The following is a 16,770-nucleotide window of genomic DNA, read 5'->3' on the forward strand; positions in this document are numbered from 1 at the left end:
ATGACACAATTAACAGTTAAAGCACTGAGTGAAGAGATTGGTACGCCAGTTGACCGCTTAATTGAACAACTTGCTGATGCAGGCATGAAGAAAGCAGGGTCGGATCAAGTGACTGATTCAGAGAAGCAAACATTGCTAACGCACCTTAAAAAGGAGCACGGCGATACTTCAGGCGAAACAGAACCGACTCGTTTAACTCTTCAACGCAAGACCCGCAGCACGCTAAGTGTTGCCGCTGGAGGCGGTAAGAGTAAGGATGTTCAAGTAGAGGTACGTAAAAAGCGTACTTACGTGAAGCGCAGCACTATTGAAGATGAAGCGAAACGTGAAGCTGAGGAAGTAGCTAATCGTGAAGCGGAAGAGAAAGCACAACGCGATGCTGAAGAGCAAGCGAAACGTGATGCTGCAGAGAAAGCACAGCGCGAAGCCGAAGAAAAAGTAACACGTGAAGCGGATGCAAAACGTGAAGCTGAAGAGAAGGCTCAACGCGCACAAGCTGAAAAGGCTAAAAAAGACATGAATTCAAAAAATGCAGACGCTAACGCACAAGCGAAAAAAGAAGCGGATGAACTTAAAGCTCGTCAAGAGCTAGAAGCAACTCGTAAAGCAGAAGCTGAAGCAGCTAAGCTTGTTGAAGAAGCTCGTAAGTTAGCAGAAGAGAACCAAGAACGTTGGTCTGAAGAAGAGAAGAAGAAGAAAGAGCAAGAGAAATCTGCGGATTACCATGTGACTACTTCTACTTACGCTCGTGAAGCTGAAGATGCGGCAGATAAGAAAGATGAGAAAGCACCTCGTCGTCGCAAGAAGAAAGCAGCTCCTGCTAACCAACCTGCAAACAACCGTGGTGGTCGTAACCAACGTGGTCGTGGCGGTAAAGGTAAGCTTGCTAAACCAACTTCAATGCAGCAAGGCTTCGATAAGTCAGCAACTGTTGCTAAATCTGACGTTGCTATCGGCGAAACTATCGTTGTTTCTGAACTGGCTAGCAAAATGTCAGTTAAAGCAACTGAAGTTATCAAAGTAATGATGAAGATGGGCGCTATGGCGACTATCAACCAAGTGATCGACCAAGAAACAGCACAACTTGTTGCTGAAGAAATGGGTCACAAGGTAATCCTACGTAAAGAAAACGAACTTGAAGAAGCAGTACTAGCTGACCGTGATAGCGATGCTATCGCTGAAGGTCGTGCTCCTGTTGTTACTATCATGGGTCACGTTGACCACGGTAAAACTTCAACACTTGATTACATTCGTAAAGCACACGTTGCTTCTGGCGAAGCTGGCGGTATCACGCAGCACATTGGTGCTTACCACGTAGATACTGACAACGGTATGATCACTTTCCTTGATACTCCTGGACACGCGGCGTTTACAGCTATGCGTGCTCGTGGTGCTCAAGCGACAGATATCGTTGTACTTGTAGTTGCAGCAGACGATGGCGTAATGCCACAAACAATCGAAGCAATCCAGCACGCGAAAGCGGCAGGCGTTCCTCTGATTGTTGCTGTGAACAAGATCGATAAAGAGGGTGCAAACCCAGACAACGTTAAGAATGAGCTAGCTCAATACGACGTTATCCCTGAAGAATGGGGCGGTGAGAACATCTTCGTTCACATCTCTGCAAAACAGGGTACAAACATCGATGGTCTTCTAGAAGCAATCCTTCTTCAGTCTGAAGTTCTTGAACTTACAGCGGTTAAAGAAGGCATGGCGTCTGGTGTTGTTGTTGAATCTCGTCTTGATAAAGGTCGCGGTCCAGTTGCAACAGTACTAGTACAGTCTGGTACTCTAAACAAAGGCGATATTGTTCTTTGTGGTCAAGAGTACGGCCGTGTTCGTGCAATGCGTGATGAAAACGGTAAAGACATCGAAACTGCAGGTCCATCTATTCCTGTAGAAATTCTAGGTCTTTCTGGTGTTCCTTCGTCAGGCGATGAAGCGACTGTTGTACGTGATGAGCGTAAAGCACGTGAAGTTGCGAACTACCGTCAAGGTAAATTCCGTGATGTTAAACTAGCTCGCCAACAAAAAGCGAAACTAGAGAACATGTTCGCGAACATGACGGCTGGCGAAGTTGCTGAGCTTAACGTGGTACTTAAAGCTGACGTTCAAGGTTCTGTAGAAGCGATTGCTGACTCTCTACTGAAACTGTCAACTGACGAAGTGAAAGTGAACATCGTAGGTTCTGGTGTTGGTGGTATTACTGAAACTGATGCAACGCTTGCTGCAGCTTCTAACGCTATCATCCTTGGTTTCAACGTTCGTGCTGACGCAACTGCGCGTAACACGGTTCAGAACGAAAACCTAGATCTACGTTACTACTCAATCATTTACCAACTAATTGACGAAGTTAAACAGGCGATGGGCGGTATGCTTGCTCCTGAATTCCGTCAAGAGATCATTGGTCTTGCACAAGTTCGTGACGTATTTAAGTCGCCTAAACTTGGTGCAATCGCTGGTTGTATCGTGACTGAAGGTACGATTAAGCGTAGCAACCCAATCCGCGTACTTCGTGAAAACGTTGTTATCTACGAAGGTGAACTAGAGTCACTTCGTCGCTTTAAAGATGACGTACAAGAAGTTAAGAACGGTTACGAGTGTGGTGTCGGCGTTAAGAACTACAACGACGTTCGCGTTGGTGACCAGATCGAAGTATTCGAAATCGTTGAGGTTAAACGTACTCTAGACTAATCAGTCTGTACGACTCGACATATTGACTAAGGTTACTAACATTACTAGTAAAGGTAATAAGTAATCGGTTGTTGAATACACCATGGGGGGCTGGTAATTACCAAGCCCCCCATCTTTCTAAGTGAGAAAAGAAAATGTCAAAAGAATTTAGCCGCACACAACGTGTGTCTCAGCAGCTTCAAAAAGAGCTTGCTCTTATCCTACAACGTGAAGTTCGTGACTCACGTATTGGTATGGTAACTATCTCAGACGTAGAAGTGTCTCGTGACCTTGCTTACGCAAAAGTGTTCGTGACTTTCCTGTGTGTTGGTGAGCAAACTCCTGAATCATGCCTTAAAGCTCTTAAAGAGCATGAAGTGCCAGTTCGTATGGCTCTTGGTAAGCGTATTCGCCACCGTCTAACGCCTGAAGTTCGTTTTACTTACGACAACACACTAGTAGAAGGCATGCGTATGTCTAACCTAGTAAGTGAAGTTCTGAACGATGATAAGCGTAAGCAAGAAGAAGCTGGCCGCACTGACGAAGCTCAGTCTAAGGGCGAAGAGTAATGGCTCGCCGTCGTAAAGGTCGCCCTATCAACGGGGTAATTCTATTAGATAAGCCGACTGGCATTTCGTCTAATGATGCACTGCAAAAAGTAAAGCGTATTTACTTTGCAGAGAAGGCAGGGCACACCGGTGCTCTGGATCCTCTTGCGACTGGCATGCTGCCAATTTGTCTTGGTGAAGCGACGAAGTTCTCTCAGTTTCTTCTAGATTCTGATAAGCGCTACGTTGTTATCGCTAAGCTTGGTGAGCGTACCAATACCTCTGACTCTGATGGTGAAGTGGTAGAGACACGTGATGTTAACGTGACTCAAGAACAGCTTGAGCGTTGCATTGCGAGCTTCAAGGGTGAAACCGATCAGATACCATCAATGTTTTCGGCATTGAAGTATCAAGGTAAGCCTTTGTACGAATACGCACGTGCAGGTATTGAGGTTCCTCGTGAGTCTCGTAAGATCACTGTGTACTCTATTGAACTGCTTCGCTTTGAAGGTGATGAAGTTGAAATGGAAGTGCATTGTTCGAAAGGCACATACATCCGCACAATTACCGACGATCTTGGTGAGATGCTAGGTTGTGGTGCTCACGTGACCATGCTTCGTCGTACAGGTGTCGCGAAGTACCCATACGAGCGTATGGTGACTTTGGAGCAGTTAAACGAGATCTTAGAGCAAGCACAGGCGCAAGAAATTGCACCGAAAGAGCTGCTTGATCCACTGCTGATGCCAATGGACACTGCCGTTGAAGACTTACCAGAAGTAAACCTGAACGCGGAACTGACTGACCTAGTTCAGCACGGCATGCCAGTTCAGGTTGCTGGTGCGCCAACTGAAGGCACGGTTCGTATGACAAGTGGCGAAGAGAAGCTGTTTGTCGGCGTAGCTCAGATTGCTGAAGATGGCCGAGTTGCACCGAAGCGTTTGGTTGTTTTCAGAGATGAAGAGCCACAAGCTTAGCGCTTATATCGAGTCAGATCTTAGCGGTTTGCCTTGAAATGCGAGCAAATAAGACAGAAAGCGAACGCCTAATTTAGGTGGTTCGCTTTTTTTGTTTTTAATGGGTTCGATTGTTATTGCACCAACTGACAAACTTCCCTATAATCCTCGGCTCGCGTAGCGGCTGAATCAGAGATTGGCTGCTACAAATATAAACTTACTCTTATCAGGAGAGAATTATGTCTCTGAATGCAGAAACTAAAGCAGCAATCGTTGCAGAATACGCACAATCTGAAGGCGACACAGGTTCACCAGAAGTACAAGTAGCACTACTTACTGCTTCTATCAACCACCTACAAGGTCACTTCAAAGCGCACAAACACGATCACCACAGCCGTCGTGGTCTACTACGTATGGTTTCTAGCCGTCGTAAGCTTCTTGATTACTTGAAAGGCAAAAACCTTGCTCGTTACCAAGACCTAATCAAGCGTCTAGGCCTACGTCGCTAATAGCGATGTCTGCAAAGACAGTTTGAAGAAAAGGAGCATTTATGCTCCTTTTTTTGTGCCTGTAAGAAAATGCTAGGCTGGATGCTCAGAATATCATCTGGCTTTTTCTGATAGGAAATATATCTCCTAATAAAAATAGTTTATACTACGCCCGCCTATAGCGTTTTCAGCGTTTGGCAATCAACCTCTCAAGAGATTACAGTCACAGATGTCGGCCAATAGGTCGCGACTATTCAAAGGCGGATTTGGTCTTAATTCGGCGTATGAACACATACAAAGAGTCACCATCCTAAGTCCCTTTTCACTAGTCGCGATTGGTAATGTCTTGAGTCATTATTCACTTAATCTAAAGTCTGACTTTAGAGCTAAGGATATACAATGTTTGAAAAACCAGTTGTAAAATCGTTCCAGTACGGTAACCACACCGTTACTCTAGAAACGGGCGTAATTGCACGTCAAGCTACTGCTGCTGTAATGGCGACTATGGACGATACTTCAGTATTCGTTTCTGTTGTTGCTAAGAAAGAAGCAGTTGCAGGTCAAGACTTCTTCCCACTAACAGTAAACTACCAAGAGCGTACATACGCTGCGGGTAAAATCCCTGGTGGTTTCTTCAAGCGTGAAGGTCGTCCATCTGAAGGCGAAACACTAACAGCTCGTCTGATTGACCGTCCAATTCGTCCACTTTTCCCAAGTGCGTTTAAAAACGAAGTTCAAGTTATCGCTACGGTTGTTTCTATCAACCCTGACGTAAACCCAGACATGATCACTATGATCGCAACATCTGCTGCGCTTGCTATCTCTGGTGCTCCATTCAATGGTCCTATCGGTGCTGCACGTGTTGGTCACATCGACGGCGAACTTGTTCTTAACCCATCAAATACTGAGCTTGAAAACTCTAAACTAGACCTAGTTGTGTCTGGTACAGAAGGCGCAGTACTTATGGTTGAATCTGAAGCAGATAACCTATCTGAAGAAGAAATGCTTTCAGCTGTTGTTTACGGTCACGACCAACAACAAGTTGTAATCAAAGCAATCAACGAGTTTGCTGCTGAAGTTGCAACTCCATCTTGGAACTGGGAAGCACCAGCAGTTAACACTGAGCTTAAAGCTCAAGTTGCTGAACTTGCTGAAACTCGTCTATCTGACGCGTACCAGATCACTGAGAAAATGGCTCGTTACGAGCAAGTTGGCGTAATCAAGAACGACGTTGTTGAAGCTCTAATTGCACAAGACGAAAACCTAGATGAGCGCGAAATCCGCGGCATGCTTGGTTCTCTAGAGAAAAACGTAGTACGTAGCCGCATCATCGCTGGCAACCCACGTATCGATGGCCGTGAAAAAGACATGGTTCGTGCGCTAGACGTACGTACTGGTGTTCTTCCACGTACACACGGTTCTTCTCTATTCACTCGTGGTGAAACTCAAGCACTTGTTACTGCAACGCTTGGCACACAACGTGATGCTCAAATCATCGACAGCCTGATGGGTGAGAAGAAAGACAACTTCCTTCTACACTACAACTTCCCTCCATACTGTGTAGGTGAAACTGGTTTCGTTGGTTCTCCTAAGCGTCGTGAAATTGGTCACGGTAAGCTTGCTAAACGTGGTATCCAAGCAGTAATGCCTTCTGTTGAAGAATTCCCATACACAGTTCGTGTTGTATCGGAAATCACAGAATCTAACGGTTCTTCTTCAATGGCTTCTGTATGTGGTACATCTCTAGCTCTTATGGATGCTGGTGTTCCAATCAAAGCTTCTGTTGCGGGTATCGCAATGGGTCTTGTTAAAGAAGGCGACGATTTCGTTGTTCTTTCTGACATCCTTGGCGACGAAGATCACCTAGGTGACATGGACTTTAAAGTAGCAGGTACTAACGCTGGTATCACTGCACTTCAAATGGACATCAAGATCGAAGGTATCACTAAAGAGATCATGCAAATTGCACTTAACCAAGCGCAAGGTGCACGTAAGCACATCCTTTCTGTAATGGATGAAGCTATCTCTGGTGCTCGTGAAGATATCTCTGAATTCGCTCCACGTATCCACACAATGAAAATCAGCTCTGATAAGATCAAAGATGTTATCGGTAAAGGCGGCGCAGTTATCCGTGCTCTTTGTGAAGAAACTGGTACTACAATCGAAATCGAAGACGATGGCACAATCAAGATTGCTGCTACTGAAGGCGCAGCTGCTAAAGAAGCTATCCGTCGTATCGAAGAGATCACAGCTGAAGTTGAAGTTGGCCGCATTTACCAAGGTAAAGTTGCTCGTCTAGCTGACTTCGGTGCATTCGTTACTATCCTTCCAGGTAAAGATGGTCTAGTACACATCTCTCAAATCGCTGACAAGCGCGTTGAGAAAGTGTCTGACTACCTAACTGAAGGTCAAGAAGTTCCTGTTAAGGTTCTTGAAATTGACCGTCAAGGCCGTGTACGTCTAAGCATGAAAGAAGCAGTTGAAACGCCAGCTGAAGGCGAAGCACCTGCTGCTGAGTAATTCTCAGTGTGTCGATGGTGATATCGCTTTTTAGTGATTTCTAACCTATCGTCAACAAAGCATGTTATAAAGGGGAGCATATCGCTCCCCTTTTTTATTGCGGTCATAACAGGAGTAATTATTTGTGAAATGGTTTCAAACCGCGAGTATGTGTTTACTGCTTGTACTAACAGGTTGTGCGACAACATCAGATAACACCTCAAGTTGGGTTTATCCACCGATGGCTGTGCCACTGCAACCAAGCGTTCAGCAAGAAGTTCAAATTGCACGTCTTAGTCAGTTATTACAGCGCCCAGATTTGAACGATGAAGTTCGAGCTAAGATGCTGTTTGAACGTGGTAACTACTACGACAGTGTTGGCCTGCGTGATCTCGCGCGTCTCGACTTCAACCAATCTCTTTCATTGAACCCTGCTCAACCTGATATCTTCAATCTTTTGGGTGTTTACTTTACGCAGGTAGGGGAGTTTGATGCGGCTTATGAATCTTTTGATTCTACGTTAGAGCTTGATCCTGCAAACTCTTACGCAGAAAGGAACCGCTCTATCGCGCTTTACTATGGCGAGCGTTACGACTTAGCCAATGAAGAGATGATGAAGCACTATGCCGACGATCCTAGCGATCCGTTTCGCGCTCTGTGGTTGTACATCATTCAGCATGAGCTGACGCCAGAGCAGGCTAAGCTTGATTTGCAAAAACGTTACGAGAGCCGTGATGAGCAGTGGGGTTGGGTATTAGTCGCGATTATGCTTGATGACATTACTGAAGAGCAGGCTTTCAAGGCGATCTTAACCGGTACTCGTGACAACACGTTACTTGCGCAGCGTCTAACAGAGACGTACTTCTACCTTGCTAAGCGTTACCATATGAATGGTGATTACGCGAATGCTATCTCTTTGTACAAGTTAGCGGTTTCTTTTAACGTGTATGAATACGTAGAACACCGTTACTCTTTCTTAGAGTTAAGCCGTATCTTCACCACGCTTAAAGCTGAGCACTTAGCACAAGTTAAGTTAGCTGAGGCCGAAGAAGAAGCTAACGCTAAGTAAGCAACACATTTTGATTCCGAAAAGCCGCTGCCTGTCAGCGGTTTTTTTATGCTCCTTTTTTATGATCTTCATCTCGTTTTGATTGCTTTTTATTTAAACAACACTAAAATAGTTAGTCTTGCTAACTAAATGCCATTCTTTGATTAGGTGAGTATGCTGAACCAGAATTTAGAAAAGATTGAGCGCTTCGCCTCTAAGATATGGCGCACTCAGGTAAATGAAGATCCTATTTGCCAATTGAGCTTCAATGAATATGACTATTTGAAGGTCATTCAAGCCTCTCCTGAACCGATCCGATTGACAGATCTGGCGATTGAAATGCAAGTAACCAAGCCTTCAGCAACTACTATGGTTCAAAGGTTAGAGAGAAAAGGTCTCGTTGAGCGTAAAGCTTCGCTCGAAGATGCGAGGTCTAAGTTGGTCGTACTGACCAGCAAAGCGGAAGTCGGCTTGGAAGAAGAAAGTAAGATCTATCAGGTCATGGCACAGATACTGGAAAGCCGTTTGTCTGAGCAAGAATCTCAGCAGTTAAACCTATTATTAAATAAAGCTTTAAAGTAAATAATTTAGATATTTAGTTAGCCTTGTTAACTAATTTTTCGAGTCATATCTTGTTGATATGCGACTCACAAATGAAAGTAGAGTAAGAAATGAGTAACTCAATTAGTCGTCAATTTTGGCGATACACAATCCCTACCGTGGCGGCCATGTTGGTTAATGGCCTGTACCAAGTGGTGGATGGCATCTTCATTGGCCGCTATGTGGGGGCTGATGGACTTGCAGGTATCAATGTTGCGTGGCCTGTGATTGGTTCGATTCTTGGTATTGGTATGTTGGTGGGTGTGGGCACAGGTGCGCTTGTCTCGATTCGCCAAGGTGAAAAAGATACTCAAGGCGCTAAGCAGATCTTAGCAACGGGCTTAACCTTGTTGTTAGCGATAACGCCTATTGTCTCTGCATTGCTGTTCTTGTTTGCTGATAACTTCTTGCTTTGGCAGGGCGCTGAAGGGCGAGTGTATGAACTTGGTCTGCAGTACTTACACATTCTGATTGGTGCTAGTGTCTTCACGCTAGGTTCGATCGCGATGCCGTTTCTACTGCGTAACGATGACAGTCCGAACTTAGCGACGATACTGATGATCGTTGGTGCGGTGATTAATATCGTGCTCGATTACCTGTTTATCGCTCTCTATGGCTGGGAGTTGATGGGTGCAGCATTAGCAACAGCGATTGCCCAGTTTGTAGTAACGGCTCTCGGCTTGGCTTACTTCTTCTCGCGTCGAGCAAACCTACGTTTACGTTGGAATGAGTTGAGATTGAAGCTGGATGTGATTCCACAAATCTTCGCCATTGGTACATCAAGCTTCTTTATGTACGCTTATGGTTCGATGATGGTGGCGTTGCACAATGCGTTGTTCTCTCAATATGGCGACCAGTTGATGATCGGTGCTTACGCGATTTTGGGCTACATCGTGACGGTTTATTATCTCACGGCTGAAGGTATCGCCAACGGCATGCAACCATTGGTGAGCTACAACCATGGTGCGCGTAACCAAGCAAACATCCGCAAGCTACTTAAGATTGCGATGATGAGTTCGGTATTGATTGGTGTGGCGTTCGTGCTGCTTCTCAATGCGTTCCCACGTGAGTTTGTATCAGTATTTAACTCAGACGAACCTCAGTTGGTTGAGTACACCGTGTTGGGTATTCGCCTTCACATGTTTGCACTGGCGCTGGATGGCTTCTTGGTAGTCGCAGCTGCTTACTATCAAGCGGTGAACAAGGGCAGCAAGGCGATGTTTGTGACTATAGGTAATATGCTTATCCAACTACCGTTCTTGTACATTATGCCTAAGTTGTATGGTGTGCCGGGGATCTGGATTGCGTACCCACTGTCTAACATCGCACTAAGTGTGGTGGTGATGGTAATGCTCTACAAAGACTTAAAGAAGCTCGATGCCTCACCGATGGAAACAGCGACGGCATAGGCCGTGTTTCTTAAGTCGCATTAAAAAGGTCTAGCGAACGCTAGACCTTTTTTGTATCTGTTGCTGGTTAGTCCAATGCGAGGAACTAGATGTTCTTAACGTCTAAACCTGCAAGCTGATGCCAGTAACCATTACATTGGCGGCTTTCAATCTTCATCGGTTTTTGACCTTGCTCGTTCGCTCTGAAGTTATTGATTTCAGAGAAGGTATCGATACCGAGAGGGCTTAAACGAACCACATCAACCAGGTCGTGCATGTTCGGTAAATCATTGACTAGGTTGTAGCAGTAGCCTGATTGCGTCTGAATACCGTTAAGGTTGAAGACTGATTGGCCTTCTTGGCTTTCTACTTGTAGCCCTGTTGGGTACTTGATACAGCAGGTTTCGCAATCGTCTTTAGCTTTGTTTTCAGCGCGAGCGGTAAAGCAGCGTGCTGAGTAAGCAAGCGGCAGGTAGCCGTGGCTAAACACTTCAACTTCGAACTTGTTACGAATATTTAGCTCTTCGCACTGGGTCATTACGTTGCTTAGCCATTCGCGAGAAAGCTCAACCGGCATACACCAACGCGTCATGCCTTGTTTCAAGAATAGGTTCAGGGTACGTGCGTTGTAGGTGTTTACTGCCGGGCCAACCACGAAAGGTACTTTGCTTTCGCTGGCCAGTTGAATTGCAGACACATCATTGGCTTCGATCGCAAAGTCACCGTTATCGATGTACTTCTTCATGATGTTGACTTCGCTTGGTGCTTCTAGCAATGCCATGGTGGAAAGTACGACTTGCTTACCTGAAGCAGACAGCTCTTTAGCAATGTCCATCCAGTGTTTCGCTTTCATCTCACGACGCTTTGAACACACCGCTTCACCTAGGTAGATGATATCGGCAGAGCTTGATTTCGCTTGCTCATAGAAGCTTTCAACGTCTTGTTTTGGCCAAAAATAAAGTAGAGGGCCTAATGCGTATTTCATTGAGTTCTCCATTTGGCTCTATTGCCATTTACGGTGATAAGCGCCAAGCGTGGTTTGTGTACCTTCCGATACATTCGCCAGTGTCGCATTCCAAGCTTGTTCCACTTGGTATTGTTCTGGGTTCGCTAAGTAGCGATCGATAGCTGCACGCCACGTACGAGTGACTTGTTCAACATAAGCCGGGCTGCGTTGGCGACCTTCAATCTTCACTGAGGCAACGTTCGCCGCGAAAAGCTCAGGCAGCATGGATAGCGTGTTGAGGCTGGTTGGCTCTTCAAGTGCGTGATAGCGCTTACGTTCACCATCGATATCTGCTTCAAAGCGGCCTTTACACAGCGTTGGGTAACCTGCGTTTTCACCTGCTTCATATTTATCGATAAGGATTTCGTTCAAGCGAGATTCGAGGCCAGTTTCTGTTTCTTGCCAGCGAACGTATTTCGCCGGAGAACAAGCACCAACAGTATTTGGTGATTCGCCTGTCATGTATGAAGAGAGGTAGCAACGGCCTTCTGCCATGATGCACAAGCTACCAAAAGCGAATACTTCAAGGTCAACGTCAGAAGTGATGTTACGAGAAAGCTGTTTGACCTGATGAATCGACAACACACGCGGTAGTACGACACGCTTAACGTTGAAGTTTTTATGGTAGAAGTCGATAGCCGCCGCATTGGTCGCAGATGCTTGCACTGATAGGTGCAGTTCTAGATCTGGATACTTATTTGCTGCGTACTCAAGCACCGCGATGTCTGCGATGATCAGCGCATCAACACCCAGAGCAGCGGCGTTGTCTACGGCATTAGTCCAACGGTCGAAGCCATTTGGGTGAGCAAACGTATTTAGGGCAACATGAATTTTCTTGTTGTGGTCATGCACATACTGCACAGCACGATCGAGCTTTTTACCCGCAAAGTTTAGGCCTGCAAAGTGTCGGGCATTGGTATCGTCTTTGAATCCGATATAGACAGCATCCGCACCACAATCAATAGCGGTTTTCAAAGCAGGTAAGTTACCCGCTGGGCATAAGAGTTCCATTTGCTCACTACCAGTAGAATTAAGTTGAAGCGAGCATTTTATGAAGAATTGTGAATGACGGAATTGATGTAAGGCAGGTTTAGATGGATAAATCTGCTTTTACTCCGTTTGAGGTACTGACGAGTGACCGTTTTACATGTTGGCTTAGTTTAAATATGAGGTACTTGATTAGTTCTTATGACGGCGGTTTTGGGCAAACAACTCTTCGACATCTTGTTTTGGTTGCGGACGGTAGAAGTGGAAGCCTTGAATCGAACTACAGTTGAGGTTCGATAGCAGAGTTGCTTGCTCACTGGTTTCGACACCTTCAGCAACCACGGTCAAATCGAGAGATTTACCTAGGTTGATGATGTTTTCAATTACGGTGATTTGCTTTGGTAGGGTATCGATATCAGAGATGAAAGCACGGTCTATCTTAAGCTCATCAATTGGGAAGCGAGCAAGGTAAGACAGTGAAGAGTAACCTGTACCAAAATCATCAATGGAGAGAGCAAAGCCAAGTTTCTTGATGGCGTTAAGCATTTGGAGTGTGTGTTCACTATCACTCATCACCGCACTTTCCGTTAGCTCGAACGTAATCGCACTTGGATCAAGCTCGGTCGAACGCAGTAGCTTTTCCATGTAATCAATCAGTTTCGGGTTACCAAACTGTTCTGGTGAAAGGTTGATAGCCACTCGACCTGGAAGGATACCTTGCATCTTCCAGCGCTTAACCGTAGCAAATACTTCACGCATTACCACTCGGCCAAGTTGTTCAATAAGCCCTGCTCGTTCCGCCACAGGAATGAACGCGGCCGGACTGATATAACCTTCGACAGGATGCTTCCAACGTACCAGAGCTTCAGCGCCGTTGATGGTGAAATCACGGGCATTCACTTTCGGTTGATACCAAACCTCAAGTCCATTTTGTTGCAGTGCTTTTTGGAGCTCTATCTCAAGCCACAGTCGCATACGCGCTTCTTTATTCATCTGTTCGTTGAACTTGATCAGACGATTACGACCACGATCTTTCGCTTCATACATTGCTGTGTCTGCATTTTGCAGCAAGATACGAGCATCAGTACCATCTTGAGGAAAGCTCACACTACCAATAGAGCAGGCTAAGCGCTTGCTAAAGTGGTGAAGATCGAAGGGTTGATTGATCAGGGAAATGATCTTTTCAGCGAGCATTTCAGGTGTTCGCTGATGTTCAGGTTCTGGAAGGATAATACCAAACTCATCCCCGCCTAAATGTCCAATCACGGCCTTACGAGGCAGTAAGCGTTTAAGACGCGAAGCGACCTCTTTAATCACCTTGTCACCGATGTGATGACCAAGTGAGTCATTGATATTTTTAAAGTTATCAATGTCTAAGTAGAGCATCACCACCGGCGTATCGTTGTGAATGAACTGCTCAAGACGCTTAGTAAACCCAACTCGATTGTAGAGTTTGGTCAGTGCATCTATGTAGGCATCTTCACTGTTTGCTGGTGTGTATTGTTTTGCGGTTTCTTGTGCGTCTTGGATAAGCACCAACTGAGTGTTGCTTCCAAGAACAGTGGTGGAGTCGATGTTGAGCTGAACCTTACGTTCAAAGCCGCATCGTGCACCCGTTAAGCAAACCAAACCAGACTCAGAAATAATAGAGCTGAGGTTATTATTGAAGACTGTTTTGGTTTGTTCATCGATAAATAGGCGTCCCAACTCTTCACCAATTAACTCTGTGGTTGAGTTAAAGCCAAGCAAGCGCGCTGCTGCTGGGTTAGATGACAAGATGTAGTCACTTTCAACGAGCAGTAATCCATCTGGAAGTAGTTGAGATAGTTTGTGGAATTTGGCTTCGGATTCTTCTAAAGAACGGACAAGTACTTGGTTTTCTGATGTGTCGAAGGCGTGAAAGACGATGTAGTCGGTTTTGTTGCCATTGGTAAGCGGAGATAGGCTGAAATGAAGGCTGGTATCGAGGTCTGTTTCGTTGAGGGTGACTTCGGCCTCAATCGTTTCGCCACTGAATGCACGCTCATAGTAAGGCTTGAGATGTTGGTAGAACTGTTCGCCCAATGTTTGGCGATCATTCATGCCTGCAAGCTCTGTTTGACTCAAACCAGCAATATCGCAGTAACGCTCATTCACCATAAAATAGTTATGTTGAGCATCAAGTACTGCAAAAAAGAACGGACTATTTGCAGTTAGCTGGGTAAACCAATGTTGTAGTTGTTGGGGAGGCATCAAAGTACTACCAATTCTCCAAGAGCTTGAATATTCACTATCGATAAATATTTATTACTTTTTGTGTGGCTATCGATATTTACCTGTGAGTGCAGCGATCCGCTGTAATTCTCATTACCTGAGTTACTATAACTGTGATTTTCAGGATATTAAAGGTCGAGTATCAAACAGAAGTTAATTTGATACATAACAGTAACTGAGATCTCAACATCATCTATGATGCATTCCATATTATTGACAAAGTTACGGATAAGTCACGTGATAAACAAGATTCGCACTCAACTAGTTCAAAATGCCGCATCAATTTTGCGATCTCCAGTCCAGTTATTGCCTAAAACAGTACAAAAAAGAGCCTTATTGGAGGCGCTTAAGAATGTATTCAAGGAAGCTTTAGAGGACGGTGACTTTGAGTTTTTAGAAGACAAATGGCTGAAAGTCTCAATAAAAGACATGGGGTTAAGTTGGTGTATTAGCTACAAAAATGAGCAACTGGTTGTAGCTGATAAAGAGGTGGTTGAAGATGTAAGCTTTAGCGGCAATCTTAACGATCTTGTGTTGATTGCGGGGCGTAAAGAAGACCCAGATACGCTTTTCTTCCAACGTAGACTGTCTATTGAAGGCGATACCGAGCTCGGTTTAGAAGTTAAAAACTTGATGGATAGCGTAGATTTGGACTTATTGCCGACTCCTATGAAAACTTTGTTAAATCAATTAGCTGATTTTGTGCAGAAGGGAGTACAATCCCCAGATACACAAAGTGAGGTAATGAATGCTTATTCGAACTGAAGCACCGGCAGATATACTTGTCATTGATCGTTTATTGAAATCTGTTTTTGAAACAGATGCAGAAGCTAACTTGGTTATGAGCTTGCGTGAGAATAGCCATTTAACGCTATCGCTGGTGGCTTGTTCTGATGAAGGCGAGGTGGTTGGTCACCTGATGTTTAGCCCTATCACTCTTGATGGCGACGATCATAACTGGCAAGGGCTTGCGCCTCTCGCTGTGAAAGAAGAGTTCCGCAACCAAGGCATTGCCAAATCTCTAGTTGAAGATGCGTTTTCCACTTTGGTTGATTTTGGTTACCCAGCTTGCGTTGTGTTGGGTGACCCTGCTTATTACAGCCGCTTTGGTTTCAAGGCTGCGAGCGAGTTTGGCCTGAGTTGTGTTTGGGATGTGCCTGAAGGTGCTTTCCAAGCGATTGAATTGGTAAACGGTGCGTTTGCTGGACATGCTGGTGAGATTGCTTACAGCCCCGAGTTCAACGACTTATAAGCTGATTTATCACGCAATAAGATACAAACTGATTTAGTCTAAATAAAGGAGCTTGATGCTCCTTTATTTTTTGTTAGTATCAGCCCTGCTCTAATAAGCGCTCTTTCAATAGAGGCAGCTTTCACAAAACTAGTTCTAACAAACTTCTGGTTTCAATAAACTTTGGCTCCAATAAACTTAAGGTTACTACCGCTAGATATGTCACAAACACACGCGCAATACCTACATGAGATGGGCATTAGCCAATGGGAATTAAGTCACCCAGAGCGTTTAGCAGGTTATGAATCTGAATTGACTCCGCTCTCGAGCGATTGCAAGTTACTGTTGGTTTCGCCTGAAAAACCTCAGGAAGATCTCGCCGTGATGTTTGAGCGAGTACTCAAAAGTATCAAGCTCGACTTATCTCAGGCTTTACACCTTCAACCGCAACACTTGTCTACTGTGGATTTAGGTTCGGTTGAGTGGATATGGTTTGCTGGTTGTGAGTCGGCTCAAGAGCTGAAGGCTAAAACACTTCAATCGCCATTACTGTCTGACATTAACGGTAACAACCAACACCGCCGCGACTTATGGCAACAAATTTGTGCTTATGACTAATCAATTTTTACCGACTTCACAACAACACCTAGACGCCATTTGGAAGATAGAGCAGGCCGCGCATTCTCACCCTTGGTCTGAAAATATGATCCGAGATCTTGATAGCCGAGGCGCTTGTCACCATGTCCTTGAAGTCGATGGGCAAGTGGTTGGGTACTTCTTCGCGCAAAACATCGTTGGCGAAGTCACATTGCTTAATATCGCGGTAGACCCAAGCAAGCAAGGCAAAGGTTATGGTAAGGCACTAACTGAACATTTCCTTGATATGTGCGAACAAGCTGGTGCGGAAAGCGCTTGGCTAGAAGTTCGCGAAAGTAATGTGAATGCGTTTAATCTTTACGAAAAGGCAGGCTTCAACGAAGTTGATCGCCGTCGTAATTACTATCCAACTAAACAAGGCAACGAAGATGCCATCATTATGAGCTATCTTTTTATGTCTTTTAGCTAGTCATGTTACGTCTTTTCGCTAACTAGATAGCTA

The 16,770-nt window shown here is 45.1% G+C and carries 15 protein-coding genes; 12 read left to right on the forward strand and 3 right to left on the reverse strand.

Annotation, left to right across the window (positions count from 1 at the left end):
• The 8 genes from infB to AB4185_RS00970 all read left to right on the forward strand — a co-directional run bounded on the left by infB (position 1) and on the right by AB4185_RS00970 (position 10,215).
• A complete protein-coding gene (gene infB, locus AB4185_RS00935; RefSeq protein ID WP_017059231.1) occupies positions 1–2,691 on the forward strand; it encodes a translation initiation factor IF-2 in 2,691 nt (896 codons plus the stop codon).
• 134 nt (positions 2,692–2,825) lie between these two features.
• Complete coding sequence (gene rbfA / locus AB4185_RS00940; RefSeq protein ID WP_017059232.1) at positions 2,826–3,239, forward strand: 30S ribosome-binding factor RbfA; 414 nt, start codon at positions 2,826–2,828, stop codon at positions 3,237–3,239.
• Positions 3,239–4,192 (forward strand): tRNA pseudouridine(55) synthase TruB, encoded by a 954-nt coding sequence (gene truB, locus AB4185_RS00945; protein WP_017059233.1) that lies wholly within the window; start codon positions 3,239–3,241, stop codon positions 4,190–4,192. Before rbfA ends, truB begins: the two co-directional genes overlap by 1 nt.
• A gap of 218 nt (positions 4,193–4,410) precedes the next feature.
• The gene (gene rpsO, locus AB4185_RS00950) at positions 4,411–4,680 is read left to right on the forward strand and encodes a 30S ribosomal protein S15 (protein ID WP_010436144.1); all 270 of its coding nucleotides are present in this window, start codon (positions 4,411–4,413) and stop codon (positions 4,678–4,680) included.
• Between the two features lie 378 nt (positions 4,681–5,058).
• Positions 5,059–7,179, forward strand: coding sequence for a polyribonucleotide nucleotidyltransferase (gene pnp, locus AB4185_RS00955; RefSeq protein ID WP_017059234.1), 2,121 nt, complete (start codon positions 5,059–5,061; stop codon positions 7,177–7,179).
• Positions 7,180–7,303: 124 nt separating this feature from the next.
• Positions 7,304–8,227: a lipoprotein NlpI gene (nlpI, locus tag AB4185_RS00960; RefSeq protein ID WP_017059235.1), complete on the forward strand. Its 924-nt coding sequence runs from the start codon at positions 7,304–7,306 to the stop codon at positions 8,225–8,227.
• Positions 8,228–8,380: 153 nt separating this feature from the next.
• Complete coding sequence (locus AB4185_RS00965; RefSeq protein ID WP_017056675.1) at positions 8,381–8,788, forward strand: MarR family winged helix-turn-helix transcriptional regulator; 408 nt, start codon at positions 8,381–8,383, stop codon at positions 8,786–8,788.
• Between the two features lie 89 nt (positions 8,789–8,877).
• Positions 8,878–10,215, forward strand: a complete 1,338-nt coding sequence (locus tag AB4185_RS00970; RefSeq protein WP_017065966.1) for an MATE family efflux transporter — start codon at positions 8,878–8,880, stop codon at positions 10,213–10,215.
• A gap of 85 nt (positions 10,216–10,300) precedes the next feature.
• On the opposite strand, the gene AB4185_RS00975 is transcribed toward AB4185_RS00970, so the two are convergent.
• The 3 genes from AB4185_RS00975 to AB4185_RS00990 all read right to left on the reverse strand — a co-directional run bounded on the left by AB4185_RS00975 (position 10,301) and on the right by AB4185_RS00990 (position 14,419).
• Positions 10,301–11,179, reverse strand: a complete 879-nt coding sequence (locus AB4185_RS00975) for a U32 family peptidase (RefSeq protein WP_017059237.1) — start codon at positions 11,177–11,179, stop codon at positions 10,301–10,303.
• An 18-nt stretch (positions 11,180–11,197) separates the two neighbouring features.
• On the reverse strand, positions 11,198–12,211 hold the full coding sequence (locus AB4185_RS00980; protein ID WP_017059238.1) for a peptidase U32 family protein: 1,014 nt from the start codon (positions 12,209–12,211) through the stop codon (positions 11,198–11,200).
• Positions 12,212–12,379: 168 nt separating this feature from the next.
• Complete coding sequence (locus AB4185_RS00990; RefSeq protein ID WP_017068226.1) at positions 12,380–14,419, reverse strand: bifunctional diguanylate cyclase/phosphodiesterase; 2,040 nt, start codon at positions 14,417–14,419, stop codon at positions 12,380–12,382.
• A gap of 258 nt (positions 14,420–14,677) precedes the next feature.
• Between AB4185_RS00990 and AB4185_RS00995 the strand changes: the two genes are divergently transcribed.
• From AB4185_RS00995 to rimI, 4 genes are all read left to right on the forward strand, one after another.
• The gene (locus AB4185_RS00995) at positions 14,678–15,205 is read left to right on the forward strand and encodes an SCP2 domain-containing protein (protein WP_029235120.1); all 528 of its coding nucleotides are present in this window, start codon (positions 14,678–14,680) and stop codon (positions 15,203–15,205) included.
• Complete coding sequence (locus tag AB4185_RS01000) at positions 15,189–15,692, forward strand: GNAT family N-acetyltransferase (RefSeq protein WP_017063279.1); 504 nt, start codon at positions 15,189–15,191, stop codon at positions 15,690–15,692. Before AB4185_RS00995 ends, AB4185_RS01000 begins: the two co-directional genes overlap by 17 nt.
• Positions 15,693–15,890: 198 nt before the next feature.
• Entirely contained in the window at positions 15,891–16,289 is a 399-nt protein-coding gene (locus tag AB4185_RS01005; protein WP_017063280.1) for a DNA polymerase III subunit psi, read from the forward strand.
• On the forward strand, positions 16,282–16,737 hold the full coding sequence (gene rimI, locus AB4185_RS01010; protein WP_372134678.1) for a ribosomal protein S18-alanine N-acetyltransferase: 456 nt from the start codon (positions 16,282–16,284) through the stop codon (positions 16,735–16,737). Before AB4185_RS01005 ends, rimI begins: the two co-directional genes overlap by 8 nt.
• The last annotated feature ends 33 nt before the right edge of the window (positions 16,738–16,770 follow it).

Origin of the sequence: Vibrio sp. 10N.286.48.F5 (assembly GCF_041469785.1) — a bacterium.
Lineage (GTDB): Bacteria > Pseudomonadota > Gammaproteobacteria > Enterobacterales > Vibrionaceae > Vibrio > Vibrio crassostreae_C.